This is a genomic window from Bacillus aerius (genome assembly GCF_029894105.1).
Lineage (GTDB): Bacteria > Bacillota > Bacilli > Bacillales > Bacillaceae > Bacillus > Bacillus altitudinis.
This window is the reverse complement of sequence record NZ_JARYHO010000001.1, coordinates 3,531,895-3,551,561: the sequence shown is the minus strand read 5'-3', so window position 1 is coordinate 3,551,561 and position 19,667 is coordinate 3,531,895. Positions and strand designations below refer to the sequence as shown.

Here is a 19,667-nt window from a genome sequence, read left to right as displayed (position 1 = left end):
CCATTCATCTCGGCGCATCCACTTCCTTTTTTTCGAAAGGAGGCTTCTGTTTTTTGAAGCATCGAATGTTATGTACCCTGATCACGGCTCTATGTGTGTGCGTCTTCTTAGCAGGCTGCTCACAATCAGCTGAAAGCTCAGCGAAAGGCAAAAAAAGCGCAGCGTCAAGTGCCCGCATTGTGGCAACGACTGTAGCTGCTGCTGAGATCATGGATGCGCTAGAGGTAGATCTTGTCGGGGTGCCAACAAGTCAAAAATCCTTGCCGGCTCGATACAAAGGACTCCCAGCAGTCGGTAACCCAATGAGCCCAGACATGGAAATCATCCAATCACTTCAACCGACAGATGTCCTGTCTGTCACGACCCTTCAATATGATTTAGAAACGCCTTTTCAACAAGCTTCTGTCCCTGCGACATACCTCAACCTTGAGAGCCTGGACAAGATGGAGAACGCCATCACAAAGCTTGGAGAAAAATATGATAGAAAGACACAAGCGAAACGCATTGTGGATGATTTTGAACAAAAAAAGAAAGACATACAAGAGAGAACGAAGGGAAAGACGAAGCCATCCGTTCTCATTTTGCTTGGTGTACCAGGCAGTTATTTAGTGGCAACAGAGAATTCGTATATCGGTGATCTTGTGCGTATTGCAGGAGGAAAGAACATCGTAAAAGGTGAGAAAATGGAGTATTTGGCATCCAATACGGAGTATTTACAAAAAGCCAATCCAGATATCATTCTTCGAGCCGCACATGGGATGCCCGATGAAGTCGTCAAAATGTTTGATCAAGAATTTAAAACAAATGACATCTGGAAACATTTCCATGCGGTCAAACAAGACCGGGTGTACGACCTCGAAGAAAGCTTATTCGGGACAACAGGCAACTTAAAGGCAGCAGAGGCATTAGATGAATTGACTCGTATGTTGTATCCGTCATAAGCGCGAATCTTAATGATAAAAGGACGTTCAAGATGAAAAAAACAGGGATTTTATTTCTGATAGTCAGTCTCTTACTAGCCGGCGTATTTATTTATTCCGCCATTACGGGGAGCATTCATGTTACACCGATTGAATTATTGGAAGGGCTTATGACCGGTCAACATGCACAGGTAGAAATCATTAAAGATTTAAGAATCCCCCGCATGCTCATTGCGATGTTTACAGGGGCGGCTTTATCTGTCTCCGGTGTCCTCTTGCAGTCTGTGATGAGGAATCCATTAGCAGATGCCGGTGTTATTGGTATTTCATCGGGAGCTAGCTTCTTTTCTTTAATGGCAATTACAGCGCTTCCTCAATTTTATTTCTACTCTCCTTTATTTTCAGTTTTAGGCGGGGCAATTGCCTGCTTCCTCGTATACGTGTTGTCTTGGAAAGGCGGCTTAAGCCCGATTCGAATGATTTTGGTGGGGATCGCCATCAATGCCATGTTTACAGGGATGGCAGAAGCGTTTGTGACCATTTGCAGCTATTTCAATATCACTATTAATCAGTCGGGACAGTCGAATCTGACGATGAAAACGTGGGGAGATGTCCGTTTAATCGGTGTCTATGGCGTCATTGGGCTTGTGGTTGCGCTTTTCTTTAGCAGATGGTGTAACTTGCTTGCCCTTCAAGATAAGACGGCGAAAAACTTAGGATTGCGTGTGACCAGAATGCGCCTTTTGATTTCAATCACGGCGGTGTTATTAGCAGCGGTGACTGCTGCGGTAGCGGGCGTGATTGCCTTTGTCGGCTTGCTCATTCCCCATATCTCTAGAAGGCTCGTCGGCTCGGACCATCGGGTACTGATTCCATTTTCTGCGTTAAGCGGGGCCTTGCTCATTTTGACGGCTGATACGCTCGGCAGAACGCTTGTGGCACCAAATGAAATCCCTGCTTCTACAATCATGGCTGTTATTGGCGGGCCGTTTCTGATCTTTTTATTAAGAAGGGGGGATCGTCTGCATGGACATTCGTGAGGTGTCGTTTTCCTATGATCGGCAGAGGGATATTGTTCAATCGGTCACTACAAAGATTGAAAAGGGGAAAATCACCACCATTATCGGTCCAAATGGTTCGGGCAAATCCACACTGCTTTCCTTGATGGCACATAACCATTGTCCACATAAAGGACAGATACATTTAGATGGGCAAGAGCTGAATGCGTTCAAGCCCAGGGAACTCGCGAGAAAGCTGGCAGTCGTACATCAGCAAAATGAAGCGCCGCTCGATTTAACGATCGAACGAGTCGTGGCATTTGGGAGAACGCCCTACCAGACGATGCGCGGCAGTGACAAGGAAGAAGATGAGAAAGCAATCGAGTGGGCGCTGTCCTGTACAAAGCTGACGGATAAGCGAAAGGTGCCACTCGCCTCATTGTCAGGCGGAGAACGGCAGCGTGTATGGATTGCGATGGCTTTAGCGCAAAAAACACCGATCCTTTTCTTAGATGAACCGACGACTTATTTGGATATGTATTATCAATTTGACATTCTGGAGCTCATTCGAGAGCTCAATGTCGAGCATGGATTAACCATCGTCATGGTCCTGCACGATATGAATCAGGCGATTCGCTATAGTGATGTCATCATCGCCATGAAAGATGGACAAATTATCCGCGAAGGACGGCCGAATGATGTGTTAACAGAAGAGATGGTGCGGCACATTTATCATGTGTCCGTCACAATTAAGCAAGATGCAGAAACAGGGATGTATATCGTGCCTGTAGGCATATAAGTTGTGCAAAAAGCAGGTGAGACAGTGTGAAACGAGGGAAAAGAATCGGGCAGCGAATGCTGACGATCGTCTGTTTAGGTGTTTTTCTATATAGCGGTACTGCCATTGGCTTGGAGCTCTTTGGCTATTATCAAAATCGTCAGGTGCTTGCAAAGGCTCAGACACTTTACACACACGAGGATGGAATGAAACAGCGAAAACCTGGAGAAATCCGTCAGTCATTTGATGATTTGCGAAAGGTGAATCAAGACATTGTCGGTTGGATTGATATGAAGGACACGATGATTCAGTATCCAATTGTTCAGTCAAACGATAATGCATTCTATTTAACTCGTAATTATGTAAAGGATGACACACGGGCAGGCAGTATCTTTATGGATTACCGTAATGACGTCTTGCATGAAAGTCCCAATACAGTGTTATACGGTCATCGGATGAGGGATGGGTCTATGTTTGCTGGTCTCACAAACTATTTGAAAAAAGATTTCTTCCAAGATCATCGCACATTTCAGTACGATACGCTGTACCAAAGCTATGAAGCAGAGATTTTTGCTGTGTATGAGACGACAGTCGATTTCGATTATATTCAGACTGATTTTCAGGATCTTGGTGAATATGCGCACTACTTGCAAGCTGTGCGTAAGAAGTCCATCTATCAAACGAAAACAGACGTATCCACAGATGACTTGATTCTCACATTATCGACCTGTGATCACGTGCTGGCACCTAAAAACAAGCGTCTCGTGGTACAGGCGAAGCTAAAGAAAGTTTACTAGAAAAGGAGAGACAGACGGTTGAAATGTTTACATGTGATTTGGGCAGGACTCGTCGTCGTGCTTCTCCTCGGCGGATGCAGTCAGGCGGCGCCTGTCGAGAATGGGAGCGGGCAAGGTGCGCTCAACATTCAGGATTTTGCCGGCAGAACATTATCGTTTCATGAATCACCTGAACGGATCGTCTCGTTGTCAACTGGCGACATGAGCATCATTTATGCTCTAGGTGGTCAGGTGGTCGGCCGGCCAACTGCCGAATTGCCAGACAATCTACAAAAGGCAAAGTCCGTACAATCAATTGGCACAACCCATCAATTTGATGTCGAGCTGATCACGAGTTTAAAGCCCGATGTGGTGCTTGGGAATGAATCATTAAACAGCAAGGATATCTCTACTATAGAAGGAATTGGTTCACAGCTTCTTTTGACAAGTGCCAACTCAGTGAAGGACATCCAGCGTCAAGTTACTTTATTTGGTGATTTACTTGGAAAACAGCAAAAGGCCAAAGCGCTCAATGCTCAAATCGATCAGCGGATCAAGCAAGTGAAGCAGCCTGAGAAAAAAGTAAAGACACTCGTTGTATATGGTGCGCCCGGCACATATATGGCGGCACTTCCACAATCTTTAAGCGGTGATCTGCTGCGGATCGCTGGTGGTGCGAATATTGCTGAAAATGAACCAGCACTCGAAAAGTTTCCGCAATATGCACAAATCAATGCAGAAAAGGTAATCGAGGCCGATCCGGATCTCATTTTGCTGATGACACACAGCAATCCTGAAGATGTCAAAGCAGGCTTTATGAGTGAAATGAAGCAAAATGCGGCGTGGCACGATGTATCAGCTGTCAAAAATGGACACGTTGAGATTCTGCCAAGTGACCTATTTGGGACAAATCCAGGCGCAGAAGTCATCAGAGCGATCGATGAATTAGAGAAGAAATTGAAGCGATTGTCATCATGAAGATGAATGCAGAACTAGATTTTCAAAAAAGGCAGTCAAGACGAAAATGGCTGTTACCAGGATTGTTTTTCTCTTTATGTGTGGGCGTCTGTCTAGGACTTGCGGTAGGTTCTGTCCAATTGTCGCTGACGGATTTAATGGCTGTCTTCACGGGAACAGGTCTGCCTGTTCATGAAAAAATTGTCATGGATTTACGGCTGCCGCGTGTGCTCATTGGTTTTCTCGTTGGGGCCTGTCTCGCGGCATCAGGTGCGATTTTACAAGGAGTTGTCCGAAATCCACTTGCTGACCCTGGGATCATTGGTGTGACTGCGGGCGGCGGGTTAGCTGCTGTACTCAGCATGATTGTTCTCCCGCAGTTCACGTATTTGCTTCCGGCAGCCGCTTTTCTGGGCGCCTTATTAGCAGCTCTTGTCGTGTATATGCTGTCATTTGATCAAGGGGTTTCACCGCTTAAATTGATCTTGGCAGGTGTTGCCGTCAATGCCCTGCTTGGTGCGGTGATGAATGGGTTTATGGTGCTATATAGTGAGCGTGTGCAGGCTGTTTTACCTTTTCTATCAGGGGGATTAAACGGGCGGAGCTGGCATCATCTTAGCTTTGTGTCGCCATATGCGCTGGCTGGATTATGTCTTTGTTTTTTCGCCATTAAACCGTCCAATCTCCTTTTACTTGGCGATGAATCGGCTCAGCTATTGGGCCTTCGAGTAGAGCGAACTCGATTTTTTCTCATTGCGCTGGCCGCTCTTTTAGCTGGAGCGGCTGTCAGTGTCAGTGGTTTAATCGGATTTGTCGGGCTTGTTGTACCTCATTTTATCCGTCTTTTAATCGGAGATGATTACCGGTATTTGCTGCCGATTTCAATGCTTGGAGGGGGCGTGCTTGTGGTCTTTGCCGATACAGCAGCACGGGTCTGGTTTACACCGGTTGAATTGCCTGTAGGGATCTTGCTTGCCTGCATCGGTGCACCTTTCTTCCTCTATTTATTAAAAAAGAAAGGGAGGGGTTAAGATGGATGTCATTGCAATGGATGACGTGAGTCTCAGTCAAGGCGGCTTTCGGCTGTCTTCCATTTCAGCAGCTGTTCCTAAAGGGAGTGTAACCGGAATCATTGGCCCGAATGGGTCAGGTAAGTCGACTTTTATCAAAGCTGCCGCACGACTGACCTCAATCGAAAGCGGCATGATTTACATTCACGACATCCCGCAAAAAGAGATGACGGCACAGGAGATCGCCAAGGAGGTGGCGGTTCTCATGCAAACAAGAACCGCCATTCCATCGATGACAGTACGTGAGCTGGTCGCACTTGGACGCAGCCCGCACCGTTCCATCTGGAAAAAAAGCGGCACGTCAGATCATGAAGCGATTGAGTGGGCGCTTGAGGTGACGAATAGCCGCATCAATGAAAACAGAATGCTTCATACATTGTCAGGCGGAGAAAGACAAAAGGCATATATTGCAATGGCACTGGCTCAGAAGACAGAGACCATCATTCTCGATGAGCCAACCACTTATTTAGACATTGCGCATCAGCTTGAATTACTGGAGCTACTCAAACAGCTGAATCAAACACATGGCATCACCATTTTAATGGTTCTCCATGACTTGCAGCAGGCCGCAAAATATTGTGACCGTCTCATTGCTATGAAGCGAGGTCAAGTGCATCAAATTGGCTCACCAAAAGAAGTGTTAACAGAAGACTTTTTCAAGGAGGTTTTTGGGATTCAGGCAGAGGTTCACTTAGACGGTGAGCATCCGCTCATTATCCCAATCGCCTCCATTCAACAACAAAAGGGAGATGAACCAAACATGATTATTGTAAACAACCAAGTAAGAGTAGAAAAAGGCAGTGCCGACCACCTTGTTAAACGGTTTAACAAGCAGGGACAAGTAGAATTTATGGAAGGCTTTTTAGGAATGGAAGTATGGGTCACTCAGCAGACAACTGATTACGATGAAGTGACCATTCACACCCGCTGGAATCGAAAAGAAGACTTTGTGAATTGGACAAAATCTCAGGCATTTGGTGATGCGCACGCTCATGGAAAGGCGAAACCTGAAGGCCTGTTAAAAAACAAAATTACGTACTATGAAGTGCAAGTCACAAGACCCGCTTTACAGAAAAAAGCCTAAATATTCAAAAGCGCTGCAGCGAAGAAGCAGCGCTATTTTTTTTGTGATTGTCTCTTTCCGTCACATATTTTTGACAAAGTATTCAAACAACTGACACAATCCTATCCAAATTTTAGGTAAAATTTACTTTATTTTTGAAGCACATGGGTGTAAAGTACAGGTATAAATAACTAACCGAATGAAAATCAAGAGTAAAATTTCACCGAGTGAACTATATCAAATGGACTTTCACTTGTGAATCATTGAACAAATAGTGAACTTTTTGTGAAATAGTGAGCATAAATATCTCGAATCATTCGGCATGCGAAAGTAAGGGAGGATGTAAGGCTGTGAGTGAGCTGTTTTTAGCAAGATTTCAATTTGCCTCAACGACATTATTTCATTTTATTTTTGTTCCTATGTCTATAGGTTTGGTATTTATCGTTGCATTGATGCAAACCCTTTATGTGGTGAAGAAAAAAGACATCTATAAAAAGATGGCAAAATTTTGGGGTCACCTTTTCTTAATTAACTTTGCAGTAGGTGTGGTGACAGGGATTCTGCAAGAATTCCAGTTTGGGATGAACTGGTCAGATTATTCAAGGTTTGTCGGTGATGTCTTTGGTGCACCGCTTGCCATTGAAGCGCTATTGGCCTTTTTCCTTGAATCGACCTTTATTGGTCTTTGGATATTCGGCTGGGACCGTCTACCGAAAAAAATTCATTTGTTATGTATTTGGCTCGTTTCTCTTGGTACGATCTTTTCGGCATTTTGGATTTTACTCGCCAACTCATTTATGCAGGAGCCAGTTGGATTTGTGATTAAAAATGGCCGTGCAGAAATGAATGACTTTGGGGCGCTCGTGACAAATCCGCAACTTTGGGTAGAGTTCCCGCACGTTCTGTTTGGTGCATTGGCAACCGGTGCTTTCTTTATCGCGGGTGTCAGTGCCTATAAAATGATCAAAAAACAAGAAGTGACCTTTTTCAAAAAATCTTTCCAGATTGCCATGGTGCTTGCTTTCATTTCTGGCTTAGGTGTGGCGTTCTCTGGACATGATCAAGCGAAGCACTTAATGGAATCACAGCCGATGAAGATGGCAGCAAGTGAAGCCCTTTGGAAGGATAGTGGAGATCCAGCGGCTTGGACACTATTTGCCAACATTGACACAGATAAAAAAGAAAACTCTGCGGAGATCAATATTCCGTTTGCTTTAAGTTACTTGGCTTATTCGAAGTTTAGTGGAGATGTGCCAGGCATGCTGACCCTTCAAAAAGAATATGAAGCAAAGTTTGGTCCTGGAGATTACATTCCTCCAGTCAAAACAACCTTCTGGAGCTTTAGAATCATGGTGGGTGCCGGCATGTTGATGATTTTTGCTAGTATGATTGGTTTGTATTTGAGCTTTAGAAAAAAACTAGAATCAAACAAATGGTATTTACACTTCATGGTATGGATGATTGCGTTCCCGTTTATTGCAAACTCAGCGGGCTGGATCATGACGGAAATTGGGCGTCAGCCGTGGACAGTCTTTGGTATGATGACAACCGCACAATCCATTTCACCAAACGTATCGTACGGCATGTTGCTATTCTCAGTCATTAGCTTTACGACCATTTATCTGATTCTTGCCATCGTGCTTGCCTACTTATTCATTCGAGAAATTAAAAAAGGTGCACATTCTGAAGAGAATACAGATCAAAAGGATGAAACGGACCTGTCTACAGATCCATTTGATGGAGGCGCATATCATGGCATATCTTAACGAGATTTGGTTTATTCTTGTCGCAGTATTGTTTGTTGGATTTTTCTTCTTAGAAGGATTTGATTTTGGTGTCGGGATGTCCATGCAGCTGCTTGGAAAAGATGCACACGAGCGCCGCATTTTAATCAATACGATTGGCCCTTTCTGGGATGCGAATGAGGTCTGGCTGATTACAGCTGGCGGGGCTATTTTCGCCGCTTTTCCTCACTGGTACGCTACGATGTTCAGCGGATACTATATTCCATTTACGATTCTCCTATTAGCGCTCATTGGGCGGGGGGTCGCCTTTGAATTTAGAGGGAAGGTCGAGAAGGCTTCATGGATCAAAACGTGGGACTGGATCATCTTCTTTGGCAGTCTGCTTCCGCCATTTTTACTCGGAGTGCTATTCACAAGTATGTTACGAGGAATGCCAATTGATCAAGATATGAATATGTACGCTGGATTTACAGACTTCGTCAATCTTTATTCAGTGATCGGCGGGGTAGCCGTGACGGTGCTTTGCCTCCTGCATGGATTGATTTTCGTCACACTCCGCACTGAGGGTGATTTAAGAAATCGTGCAAGAAAGCTCGGTCAGCGTGTTTTATTGATTGCACTACCAGTTCTTGTTCTATTTGTTGGTGTGTCTATTCTTGAAACAGACATTTATACCGTGCGTCCGATCATCACAATCCCTTTAACTGTACTCATTGTGGTTTGTTATGTAGCGGCTCTATTCTTTATGAGAAAAGAGCGTGATGGATGGACATTTTTATTCACAGGTGCAGGTATTATGGTGACGGTGACCATGCTTTTCACAGCATTATTCCCGCGTGTCATGATTAGTTCGATCAACCATGCATTCGACCTCACCATTCAAAACGCTGCATCAGGATCTTATTCACTGACGGTCATGACGATTGTTGCCATTTCTTTGCTACCTTTTGTGCTTGGGTATCAAATCTGGAGCTACTATGTCTTCCGTAAACGTGTAAGCGGTAAGGAGCCAATGACCTACTAATGGATAAACGTTTGCTTCAACTAAAAGGAATGAGGGGGCTTCTTGCCCTCTTAGGTATTGTGTCAATCATCCAAGGAGCAAGTATTATTTTTCAAGCACAGTGGCTGGCACATGCCATAACAACGCTGTTTGACGGGAAGAGCCTCATGCAGGCAACACCTTATGTCTTGCTATTTCTTGCTGCCTTTCTGGTGCGGCACGGTCTCACCTTGATGCGGGAGAAGGTCATGTTCACCTATTCTTCCCGAATTGGAGCAGACGTGAGAAAGCAGCTGTTGGACCAGCTGTTCCGTTTAGGGCCAGCTTTCACGAAGAAAAAAGGAACAGGAAAGCTTGTGACATTGGCGATGGAGGGCATTGCCCAATATCGTCAGTATTTACAGCTGTTTTTGCCGAAAATGGTGAACATGGCAGTTATTCCGGTGATGGTGCTTGTCTATGTTTGGACATTAGATGAAACATCTGCTGTCATTCTGATTGTCACGCTGCCGATTTTAATTGTTTTTATGATTTTGCTAGGACTTGTCGCTCAGCGTAAAGCGGCCAAACAATGGAGATCGTATGAGAAATTATCCAATCATTTTACTGATTCTCTCCGTGGCCTTGAAACGCTTCGCTACTTAGGGATTAGCAAAAAGCATTCTCGCAATATTGGAGAGGTCTCAAAGCGTTATCGAAAGGCGACGATGAGCACACTGAAAGTCGCCTTTCTTTCATCTTTTGCTCTTGATTTCTTTTCTATGCTGTCCATTGCGACTGTCGCTGTATTTCTCGGCTTGCGCTTAATTGAAGGAGATCTTTTGTTATTGCCCGCTTTGACCGCACTGATGCTTGCGCCAGAATATTTCTTGCCAGTCCGTGAAGTGGGAAATGATTATCATGCGACGTTAAACGGTAAAGAAGCGAATGAGGCGATTCAAGTGATTTTAGAGGAAAAGGGCTTCCGAGAGCAGGAGACACAATCCGTGCAGCTGAACGAGTGGAATGAGCAATCTGAGCTCACACTGCAAGATGTCAGTGTGTTGCATGATGAACATGCTCCTTATTCGATTCAGGATGTCGATCTCACTGTGAAAGGAAAGAAAAAGATTGGGATCATCGGTGCCAGTGGTTCGGGGAAATCGACGTTAACGGATGTTCTCGGCGGTTTTGTTGAACCGTCTGCAGGTGAAATGATCCTAAACGGAAAGCCGCTTGCTCATTTACAGCTGGCGGCATGGCAAAAAGAAGTTGTTTATATGCCGCAGCATCCTTATTTATTTCACATGACACTGAGAGAAAACATTCGTTTTTATGAACCGAATGCAACAGATGAAGACGTTGAAAGAGCGGTGCAAGAGGCAGGTTTGTCTCAGCTCGTAGCTGATCTCCCCAATGGACTGGATGAGGTCATTGGCGAACAGGGCAGAGGACTGAGCGGTGGGCAAGCGCAGCGGATTGCCCTCGCTCGCACAGTGCTCGGCCAGCGATCCATTATGCTGTTAGACGAACCAACGGCTCATCTGGATATTGAGACAGAGTATGAATTGAAGAAAACAATGCTTCCATTGTTTGAAAATAAACTTGTGTTTTTAGCCACACACAGACTTCATTGGATGACGGATATGGATGAAATCATTGTGATGGATCATGGGACGATTGCAGAGATGGGGACTCATGAATCATTAATGGAAAGAAAAGGTGTGTACTATCAATTGGTACAGGAACAAATGGGGGCGGTCACACATGGTCAGTAAAGGCTGGTTTATACCTTATATCAAGGAGAATCAAAAGCTGTTTGCCTTGGTGCTTTTTTTAGGGGCGATTGCGGTGTTTTCTGCTTCTATGCTCATGTATACGTCAGGGTTCCTCATTTCAAAAGCTGCCACAAGACCTGAGAATATCTTGATGGTCTATGTCCCAATCGTGGCAGTACGTACCTTTGGTATTTCACGATCAGCTGCTCGTTATGCAGAGAGACTGGCGAGTCATCAGCTCATTTTGACGATGATTGAAAAAATGCGGGTACGTCTTTATGATATGGCTGAACGAAGTGCCAAACAGACTAAGCTTGGAACAGGTGAAATGCTTGGGCTGTTATCAGAAGATGTGGAGAGATTACAGGATGCGTATTTAAAAACAATCTTTCCATCCATCGGTGCGCTGCTTTTATATGCCGCTTCGATTGGAGCACTTGGGCTTTTCTCATGGCCTTTTGCCGGGTTGATGCTGCTTTATATGGCGCTGCTCGTATTTGTATTCCCATACATCACAGTACTTGTGAACCGGGCGCGACAAATTCAAATGAAGAAAGGCAGAAATGAACTGTACAGCCATTTAACAGATGCTGTCATGGGGGTGAGTGACTGGTTGTTTAGCGGCAGACAGAACGATTTTGTTGAGGGCTATGAACGAAAAGAAGCAAAGCTATTAGCACTCGAATCGGCAAAGCACCGGTTTATCCGTCTGCGCCAATTTTTAGCACAGCTAGTCATTGGAGGAGCAGTCGTCCTTGTTGTGTATTGGAGCGGCTCAGTCGTTCAGGCTGGTTCTATGCCACACACGCTCATCGCAGCCTTTGTGCTTGTGCTGTTTCCATTAACAGAAGCCTTTCTTCCGCTGTCAGATGCAGCAGGCGATATTCCTGTTTATCAGCATGCCGTCAGCAGATTAAATCATTATGAAGAGCAGTCGTATGAAGGATTAGTGGAGAGGGAGGCAGCAAACGAGACACCCGTCTCTAATGGCGTTGAAGCGGTCTGTTTTGATCAAGTCACCTTCGGATATGAAGTAGATCAACATGTACTAAAGCATTTTTCGTTTTCCATGAAGCAAGGTGAATCGCTCGCTCTTATAGGAAAAAGCGGTGCAGGCAAATCGACCATTTTAAAATTGTTAGAAGGGGCAGTCGTGCCAAATCAAGGGGTTGTCAGCATTCAGGGGAAACCGGTACAAAGCATTCAAGAGGAGATATCCTCTTATGTGTCTGTGCTCAATCAACAGCCCTATTTATTCGATACGTCTGTTTTAAACAACATTCGCTTAGGTTCTCCAGAAGCGACAGAAGAGCAAGTAAAAGAAGCCGCGCGGCAAGTTCAGCTGCACGATTACATTGAGTCTTTGCCAGAAGGTTATCACACAGGTGTACAAGAGACAGGGGTTCGTTTCTCTGGTGGAGAAAGGCAGCGTATGGCTCTAGCACGGATTTTGCTGCAAAACACACCGATTGTTGTATTAGATGAACCAACCGTCGGGCTTGATCCACGCACAGAGCGTGAATTGCTTGAAACAATCTTCAATGTGTTAAAAGGAAAAACAGTCATTTGGATCACCCATCATCTCACTGGCTGTGAGGCATGTGACCGTATGATGTTTATTGAAGGTGGACGCATTGAGATGGAGGGGCACCATCATGATTTGCTGAAAGAAAATGTGCGTTATCAAAAGCTGTATGAAATGGATCGTCCATTTTCGAACGTGTAAAAAATGTATGACAAGAACGTTCGGACAGAAGATTTCTGCCCGAACGTTTTTTGGGGCTTAAGGGTTTACTTTTCCTACACCCGCATTTGATACAACTTCTGATTTCACATTGTTCACGTTAAGCAAAGAGTAGTTATAAGGAGGGTTGTACGTACCTGTTGAAGACGTTGGCAGGCTACCTGTGCTGTTAATATATGAGTTGTTGATGACATGCCATGTACCGACTTGACGGCTGTCCCAGCTGCCAATGGCATTGTTTGTATTTTCAAATACGTTGTGCTCAATTCTCATTTTTGCGCCCATACGAGAGTTAATCGCAGTTGTATGGATGCCTTTGTAGTAGTTGTTATACACATGACCTTCTCCGTAGCGCATAGACGGTACACGAGAGTTCAAGTTTTCAAAGCGGTTGTTGTGGAATGTGATTTTTCTGTTGTAGTTATCGTTATCGGAGCTGCCCATCAGCATTGTTTTCCAGCTGTCATGGACATAGTTCCATGAGAACGTAATGTAATCGGAGTCATTTTTCACATCGAATAACCCATCATAGTCATCTTTCCCAGAGTTCAAAGTGTTGTAGAGTTCATTATGGTCGACCCATACGTTTTTAGAACCACCTTCGATTCCGATGGCATCTTTATCACCGATTTTGCTGTGATGGATTTTGAGGTTGCGGATGATGACGTTATTGGCACGCCACACTTTAATACCAATCTCATTAAATTCGCCGTTTGTCCCTTTACCGACGATGGAGACATTGTTTGTATCTTTCACATCAATTTTATTGGCTGATGTATTAGAAGGAGTAATCGTTCCGTCTACCACGATTTTCAATTTTTCATTTGTTCCTTTGTTTTTGAGGGCAGCTAATAGTTCATTTCCCGTTTTCACCGTCACCGTTTTACCGCCTTCACCGCCTGTTGTACCGCCATTTAATGTGGAGAATCCTTGCTGATTAAAATTGGCCATAATCGAAGGGCTTTCTGGATATTTCGTTGCTGCTTTTGCCTCCCCATTTGGCGCAAATAATGAAGTCACGAGACCAACCGCTAACACACCAGCTAACATTGGAACTTTTTTCTTCAACATGAACATCTCCATTCTATATTTTGTTTTAATGTAAACGTTTCCAAAATAAGCTGCGATTCAACCGCTCCTCCTTCCTTCGCCAGCATCGCCTCTTTCGGAATGTAGGAAGAGCATAGCACGCAAAAAGGTATCATCGGCTAAGAATTGGAACGAAGTATTCCACGATTTTCAAGGAAACTAAGGCAATGATTATTTCAATTTATCTACATGAGACAAGGATCATTGACGATAGGTATTGGGGTAACCTAGTGATTATGAAAAGGACGTTCTTCTTTTCAAGGAAAATCAAGATGATTACGAAAGCGTCATTTTGTTAGAGACAAAGACATGTCATAATCATTACATAAGAAAAAATTGGATATCAAATAGATCCATGCGCTAAACAGTAGGTAGAAAAGACTCCAATTTAAAAAAAGAAGGTCTATTTTAAACGATACGATCACCGGTGTCGTCTAATTAATAAGAGATAGAAAGGAAGGAGGGACGTGTTTGGAGCAGACCGAGGAGACTTTATGGATCAAGCGGGCAAAACAGGGGGATGATGCCGCATTTACCGCCCTTTATCGGCATCATTATTCGTTTCTTTACCGTTATTTGATGAAACTGACCCTTCAACAAGAGTTGACAGAGGAGATCATGCAAGAAACGATGCTCAAAGCGTACATGAAACTTTCTTCTTTTAGAGGAGATTCATTATTTTCAACATGGCTCATGTCCATTGCATCTAGACAATTTTTAGATCATCAAAAGAAAAGAAAACGTGAACAAACGAGAGAAGGAAAGGCGAATCAAGAAGCCATCCGCCGGTTCAAATGGGATGTTCAGCAAAAAGGCCATACTTGGCATGACATGTGGGATGCTCTAAATGAGTTAAAGGCTCAGGAGAGAGCACCGATCCTTCTCCATTACTATTATGGCTTTACTTACCCTGAAATCGCTTCGATGCTCGGGGTGAGAGAAGGTACGGTGAAATCGAGGGTTCATCATGGGATCAAGAAAATTCGAAAGGAGTGGAACTGATGAAAGAAGATCGTTTCGCCGATCGTTTAAAAGAGGAGTTGCAAGAGCTCGATGAACAAATCGAAGTAGAAAAGCCGAGTGAACGAGCTTTGATGTTGATGCTAAAGCAGGCAAAGGAAAAAGAGAAAAAACGTTTTAAACAAGAAGTGCTGGCGTACATCATCGTCAGTCTGACCATCATGACACTTTTTGCAGCTGCCATTACTCATTTGCCCATCATCTTCATTCTTCTCCAAGTGGTGAGCGTGCCACTCTGTGTGGTTGTCGGCATCAAGGAATATCAACATATTAAAGGAGGGTCCTCCTTATGAGTCAGACAGATATGATCATCTTATTGTGCGTATTGCCGTTACTGTTTGCACAAGGATTTCTTTTATTTATGGATGCCAAGAAAAGAGGGCGTTATAAATGGTTCTGGGGCATCATTGGATTAATCAACTTCCCATCTTCTTCTATTTTATATTGGCTGTGTGTTGTCTTACCTGATCGTAAAAGAGGAGAAAAGCTCAGGAAAGATTGAAAGACGTTGTACAACTTTTGACCTTTTTTTTGAATGATCATCATCTAGAAAAAATGAAAGTTTCATGAATGTGTCAAAGAAAGCGGGATGTTGAACGTCCAGTTCGTCATTTCTAGCACGATAGTCATTCTTTGAGCGGGTCATTTTCATGACGGAAGGTGATTCTGCTTGATCTATCTCATTTCGGCATCGTTTTCATCTGTTATCAATATTGATCAGTTTTTACAAATGGTGTTAAATTAATCTCAATATGCGTTAGAAAATCTAACAACCAAAGAGTGAGATATTGACAAGGAGGCAGATGAGACATGTTGACCTTAGATCGAGCAGCACAAACAGCACAAAGCTACATCCACCGTGTGCTAGAGGATGTAGAAAAACGGAATCCAGGCGAGGCGGAATTCCAGCAAGCCGTGAAAGAAATTCTGGAATCCCTCGTCCCGGTTTTTGCAAAACACCCAGAGTATGAAAAACAGGGGATCTTAGAACGCTTAATTGAGCCTGAGCGGCTTGTGATGTTTCGTGTACCGTGGGTAGACGATGAAGGCAAAGTACAGGTGAACAGAGGATTCAGGGTTCAATTTAATAGTGCCATCGGTCCTTATAAGGGGGGCATTCGTTTCCACCCATCGGTCAATGCCAGCATCATCAAGTTTTTAGGATTTGAACAAATCTTTAAAAATGCACTGACAGGTTTGCCGATCGGCGGAGGAAAAGGTGGATCAGATTTTGACCCTAAAGGGAAATCTGATGGAGAAATCATGCGCTTTGTTCAAAGCTTTATGAGTGAACTCAGTCGTTATATTGGACCTGATCAAGATGTGCCGGCAGGAGATATTGGGGTAGGCGCACGCGAAATCGGCTATATGTTCGGCCAGTACAAAAAAATGCGTGGTGCGTATGAAGCAGGTGTCCTGACAGGAAAGAGCCCTGGCTTCGGAGGCAGTTTAGCAAGAAAAGAAGCGACCGGCTATGGACTGGTGTACTTTATGGAAGAAATGTTAAAAGCCCACGGAATGCAATTTGAAGGACGATCTGTTGTTGTGTCTGGGTCAGGAAATGTATCGATTTATGCAATGGAAAAAGTATTGGAATTAGGCGGAAAGGTAGTGGCTTGTAGTGATTCAAGCGGAGCCATTTACGACCCTCAAGGCATTTCACTTGAGACAGTGAAGCAGCTGAAGGAAGTCGATAACCAGCGAATTAGTGCTTACATAGACATTCACCCGCATGCTGAATTGATTGAAGATTGCGAACAAATTTGGTCTCTCCCTTGTGACATTGCGCTGCCATGTGCGACCCAAAATGAAATTTCAGAGTCGCAAGCACAGCAGCTAGTGGCAAACGGTGTCATCGCTGTAGGAGAAGGGGCCAATATGCCGTCCACACTTGAGGCCGTCAAAGTATTTGAACAACATGATATTTTGTTTGCACCAGCAAAAGCAGCAAATGCTGGGGGAGTGGGTGTTTCGGCGTTAGAAATGGCGCAAAACAGTGCGAGAATGTCTTGGACTTTTGAAGAAGTAGATGGTCAGTTGAAACAAATGATGCAGTCGATTTATCGTCAGTGTACTGAGACAGCTGAAGAATACGGATACGCTGGAAACTTAATGGTAGGCGCAAATATTGCAGGATTTCGCAAAGTGGCAGATGCCATGATCGCACAAGGCGTCATTTAACTCCTGCTCTCCCGCACCTGTTTATTTCATGACAAGATCGGGAATCGTCTTGTAAGAATGACAATAAGGAGGCGCGGGAGAAAATGAAAAAGTGGCTGAAACAAATTGTCAAATGGGCACCAGTGATTTATCCAGTGGCGAGGAAAATATACAAAGAACGAAAAGCATCCAAAAGTCGTAACGTATCAGCCGGGTAATCCGGCTTTTTTTTATGAAATGAATGAAACAAAAAAATATGTTGTGTGAATGATCCATATCACTTCTCTCTTCGTTAAGTACATAACAAACGGAAAGAGGAGGCAAAACAGATGAAAATGAAAAAAGCATTTTTAACGATCCCGCTTAGTGCAGCATTATTATTACCAACTGCTCAAATGGCAAGTGCACACGAAGGACATATGCATAGGGATGCAAAAAAGTCGTCATCATCACAAGAGGTGTCAAATAAAGCAACGGATCTTCGCGCAGCGCTTGATCAGCTCTTCTCAGAGCATGCTTATTTAGCAGTGATCACGATGCAAAAGGGAATTGACGGCAGTAAAGATTTTGATCAAGCAGCAGCAGCGTTAAATGAAAACACGAATGATCTATCAGATGCGATCGCCTCTGTGTATGGAAAAAAAGCAGGGAAACAATTCAAAGAGATTTGGTCAAGCCATATCGGCTACTTCGTTGATTATGTACAAGCGACAGCGAAAAAAGATGAAGCAGGTAAAAAGAAAGCGGTCAAAGAGCTTGATCAATACCGCATGAAACAAGCTGATATGCTTGATAAAGCAACAGGTGGAAGATTGAAAGCAAGTGAACTTGAAGAAGGGTTAAAGATGCACGTCAATGAACTGCTAAAAGCTTTTGACAGTTACACAGAAAAGGATTTTGATACAACCTATGAAACGGTCAGAAAATCCATTCATCATATGTTTGAAGTAGGTAAAGGTGTATCATGGGCGATTACAGATCAATTTCCTGGGAAATTTGATCAAAAATCAGTCGATACTCCAGCGGCAGATCTTCGTGAGGATTTAAACTACTTGTTCTCAGAGCATTTGGCACTCGCGGTAGTGGCAATGCAAAAAGGGAATGATGGCAGCAAGGACTTTGACCAAGCGGCCGCAGCCTTAAATGAAAATACAAATGATTTATCAGATGCGATCGCTTCTGTTTATGGAAAAGATGCAGGAAAACAATTTAAAACGATCTGGTCAAGTCATATCGGATATTTAGTTGATTATGTTAAAGCGGATGCATCAGGAGACGAGCAGGCAAAAGAAAAGGCTGTCAAAGATTTAGATGCTTACCGTATGAAGCAAGCAAAATTTTTAGATCAAGCGACAGATGGAGCTGGGTTGAAAACCCATATTGATGAGCTCATCAAAACGTACACGTCTTATCATCATGGTGAATATGATCAGCTGTACCCGACTGTCAGAGAAGCATACGGCCATATGTTTATGGTTGGTCAAGATGTCGCATCAGCTATTGTCGATCAGCATCCTGACATGTTCAAATCCAACATGCCAAATGAGATGCCGAAAACAGGTATGGGAGGCACAGCCGGTCCATTAGGTATGTCATATGAAGCATTTGCTGGGATGATGGCAAGTCTCATCTTAGCCGGAGGTGCAGTGGGGGCGTTCTTCCTCATTCGCCGTAAACCATCAAATTAAGCAGGCATCAAGACAAGAGGGAACGTGCACAATCGTGCCGTTCCTTTCTTCAAAAGGAGGTCGACTTGCGTGAAAAGATGGCTGTTTGGTATTCTGACGCTTTTCATCATCACGGGCTGCGCATCCCAATCAATAGATGAAAAGTCATCCTCTGAAACTGCATCATCTTCTGAGCCAATGACAGCAAAACAAGCCAAGAATCAATCTCATTCACACGACACGTTAAAAGATGAGCCATCGGGTATTGTGCCAGCTGACATCTCCATTCCAGCGATTGATGTCCAAGCAAAAGTGGAGAAAACGACTTTATCAAAGGATGGCAGTATGGGTGTTCCACAAAATACAGATCACACAGCTTGGTTTGAAGATGGTCCGAAGCCTGGTGATAAAGGGAATGCTGTCATAAATGGTCATGTTGATAATAAATGGGGTCCTTCTGTTTTTTATCGACTAAAGGAGCTGAAAAAAGGAGACAAAGTCATCGTGACATCCTCGTCAGGGGAAAAGCGAACCTTTGAGGTTCTCAAGGTGAAAAGCTATCCGCGCGAAGAGAAACCAAATGCTTTTTTCGGGTACGCCTTTACACGGAATCTCAATTTCATCACATGTACGGGAACTTTTGATCATGCAGCCGGTACACATGAAAAAAGATTGGTTGTCTTTACACAACTGATTTCCTCATAAGAAAAAGGCGGATACACGGAGGTGTAACGCCTTTTTTTTATGATTTCCACAACAGCATCTTAGAAGAAGATTCATAGGTCATTAGATATGGTTGGTTGTATAAATAGGGGCGTTTGTCATATAAATGAGTTGGCAATTTTTATTTCTTTTCAGTAGAATATGAGTAATGAAGAGAACTGTAAGCGTATACAACCTGTCCAAACAAGGCAGATTCT

19 protein-coding genes are annotated in these 19,667 nt (G+C 43.9%); 18 read left to right on the top strand and 1 reads right to left on the bottom strand.

Translation table 11 applies throughout. The features are described 5' to 3' along the window. The first annotated feature begins 53 nt into the window (after positions 1–53). The 11 genes from isdE (at position 54) to cydC (ending at position 12,793) form a co-directional block, all read left to right on the top strand. Positions 54–941: a heme ABC transporter substrate-binding protein IsdE gene (gene isdE / locus M2353_RS18445; RefSeq protein WP_039165091.1), complete on the top strand. Its 888-nt coding sequence runs from the start codon at positions 54–56 to the stop codon at positions 939–941. A gap of 32 nt (positions 942–973) precedes the next feature. Then, a complete protein-coding gene (locus M2353_RS18440; protein ID WP_007497915.1) occupies positions 974–1,960 on the top strand; it encodes a FecCD family ABC transporter permease in 987 nt (328 codons plus the stop codon). Continuing rightward, a complete protein-coding gene (locus M2353_RS18435; RefSeq protein WP_024719523.1) occupies positions 1,947–2,717 on the top strand; it encodes an ABC transporter ATP-binding protein in 771 nt (256 codons plus the stop codon). Before M2353_RS18440 ends, M2353_RS18435 begins: the two co-directional genes overlap by 14 nt. 26 nt (positions 2,718–2,743) lie before the next feature. Beyond that, the gene (gene srtB, locus M2353_RS18430; protein WP_168948368.1) at positions 2,744–3,493 is read left to right on the top strand and encodes a class B sortase; all 750 of its coding nucleotides are present in this window, start codon (positions 2,744–2,746) and stop codon (positions 3,491–3,493) included. Between the two features lie 18 nt (positions 3,494–3,511). Beyond that, positions 3,512–4,450, top strand: coding sequence for an ABC transporter substrate-binding protein (locus M2353_RS18425; protein ID WP_008345587.1), 939 nt, complete (start codon positions 3,512–3,514; stop codon positions 4,448–4,450). Beyond that, the gene (locus tag M2353_RS18420) at positions 4,447–5,460 is read left to right on the top strand and encodes a FecCD family ABC transporter permease (protein ID WP_251185128.1); all 1,014 of its coding nucleotides are present in this window, start codon (positions 4,447–4,449) and stop codon (positions 5,458–5,460) included. The genes M2353_RS18425 and M2353_RS18420 overlap by 4 nt, the downstream gene beginning before the upstream one ends. 1 nt (position 5,461) lies before the next feature. Continuing rightward, positions 5,462–6,583, top strand: coding sequence for a heme oxygenase (isdG, locus tag M2353_RS18415; RefSeq protein ID WP_047946579.1), 1,122 nt, complete (start codon positions 5,462–5,464; stop codon positions 6,581–6,583). A gap of 329 nt (positions 6,584–6,912) precedes the next feature. Then, the gene (locus M2353_RS18410) at positions 6,913–8,328 is read left to right on the top strand and encodes a cytochrome ubiquinol oxidase subunit I (protein WP_284725864.1); all 1,416 of its coding nucleotides are present in this window, start codon (positions 6,913–6,915) and stop codon (positions 8,326–8,328) included. Further along, a complete protein-coding gene (gene cydB, locus M2353_RS18405; RefSeq protein ID WP_024719518.1) occupies positions 8,315–9,331 on the top strand; it encodes a cytochrome d ubiquinol oxidase subunit II in 1,017 nt (338 codons plus the stop codon). Before M2353_RS18410 ends, cydB begins: the two co-directional genes overlap by 14 nt. Then, positions 9,331–11,067 (top strand): thiol reductant ABC exporter subunit CydD, encoded by a 1,737-nt coding sequence (cydD, locus tag M2353_RS18400; protein WP_282917105.1) that lies wholly within the window; start codon positions 9,331–9,333, stop codon positions 11,065–11,067. Before cydB ends, cydD begins: the two co-directional genes overlap by 1 nt. Next, on the top strand, positions 11,057–12,793 hold the full coding sequence (cydC, locus tag M2353_RS18395) for a thiol reductant ABC exporter subunit CydC (RefSeq protein WP_284725863.1): 1,737 nt from the start codon (positions 11,057–11,059) through the stop codon (positions 12,791–12,793). The genes cydD and cydC overlap by 11 nt, the downstream gene beginning before the upstream one ends. A gap of 57 nt (positions 12,794–12,850) precedes the next feature. Here the strand turns inward: cydC and M2353_RS18390 are convergent, their stop codons facing one another. Then, a complete protein-coding gene (locus M2353_RS18390) occupies positions 12,851–13,882 on the bottom strand; it encodes a pectate lyase family protein (RefSeq protein WP_284725862.1) in 1,032 nt (343 codons plus the stop codon). Between the two features lie 489 nt (positions 13,883–14,371). On the opposite strand from M2353_RS18390, the gene sigY reads away from it, so the two are divergent. The 7 genes from sigY (at position 14,372) to M2353_RS18355 (ending at position 19,452) form a co-directional block, all read left to right on the top strand. Then, positions 14,372–14,902: an RNA polymerase sigma factor SigY gene (sigY, locus tag M2353_RS18385; protein WP_284725861.1), complete on the top strand. Its 531-nt coding sequence runs from the start codon at positions 14,372–14,374 to the stop codon at positions 14,900–14,902. Continuing rightward, complete coding sequence (locus M2353_RS18380; RefSeq protein WP_138279152.1) at positions 14,902–15,213, top strand: YxlC family protein; 312 nt, start codon at positions 14,902–14,904, stop codon at positions 15,211–15,213. Before sigY ends, M2353_RS18380 begins: the two co-directional genes overlap by 1 nt. Then, positions 15,210–15,422: a hypothetical protein gene (locus tag M2353_RS18375; RefSeq protein ID WP_017368315.1), complete on the top strand. Its 213-nt coding sequence runs from the start codon at positions 15,210–15,212 to the stop codon at positions 15,420–15,422. Before M2353_RS18380 ends, M2353_RS18375 begins: the two co-directional genes overlap by 4 nt. Before the next feature lie 308 nt (positions 15,423–15,730). After that, positions 15,731–17,101, top strand: a complete 1,371-nt coding sequence (gene gdhA, locus M2353_RS18370; RefSeq protein WP_008345568.1) for an NADP-specific glutamate dehydrogenase — start codon at positions 15,731–15,733, stop codon at positions 17,099–17,101. Positions 17,102–17,184: 83 nt separating this feature from the next. Continuing rightward, complete coding sequence (locus M2353_RS18365) at positions 17,185–17,298, top strand: hypothetical protein (RefSeq protein ID WP_243824696.1); 114 nt, start codon at positions 17,185–17,187, stop codon at positions 17,296–17,298. A 111-nt stretch (positions 17,299–17,409) separates the two neighbouring features. Then, on the top strand, positions 17,410–18,768 hold the full coding sequence (locus tag M2353_RS18360) for a copper amine oxidase (RefSeq protein ID WP_284725860.1): 1,359 nt from the start codon (positions 17,410–17,412) through the stop codon (positions 18,766–18,768). A gap of 69 nt (positions 18,769–18,837) precedes the next feature. Next, on the top strand, positions 18,838–19,452 hold the full coding sequence (locus tag M2353_RS18355) for a class F sortase (protein ID WP_284725859.1): 615 nt from the start codon (positions 18,838–18,840) through the stop codon (positions 19,450–19,452). Positions 19,453–19,667: the final 215 nt, after the last annotated feature.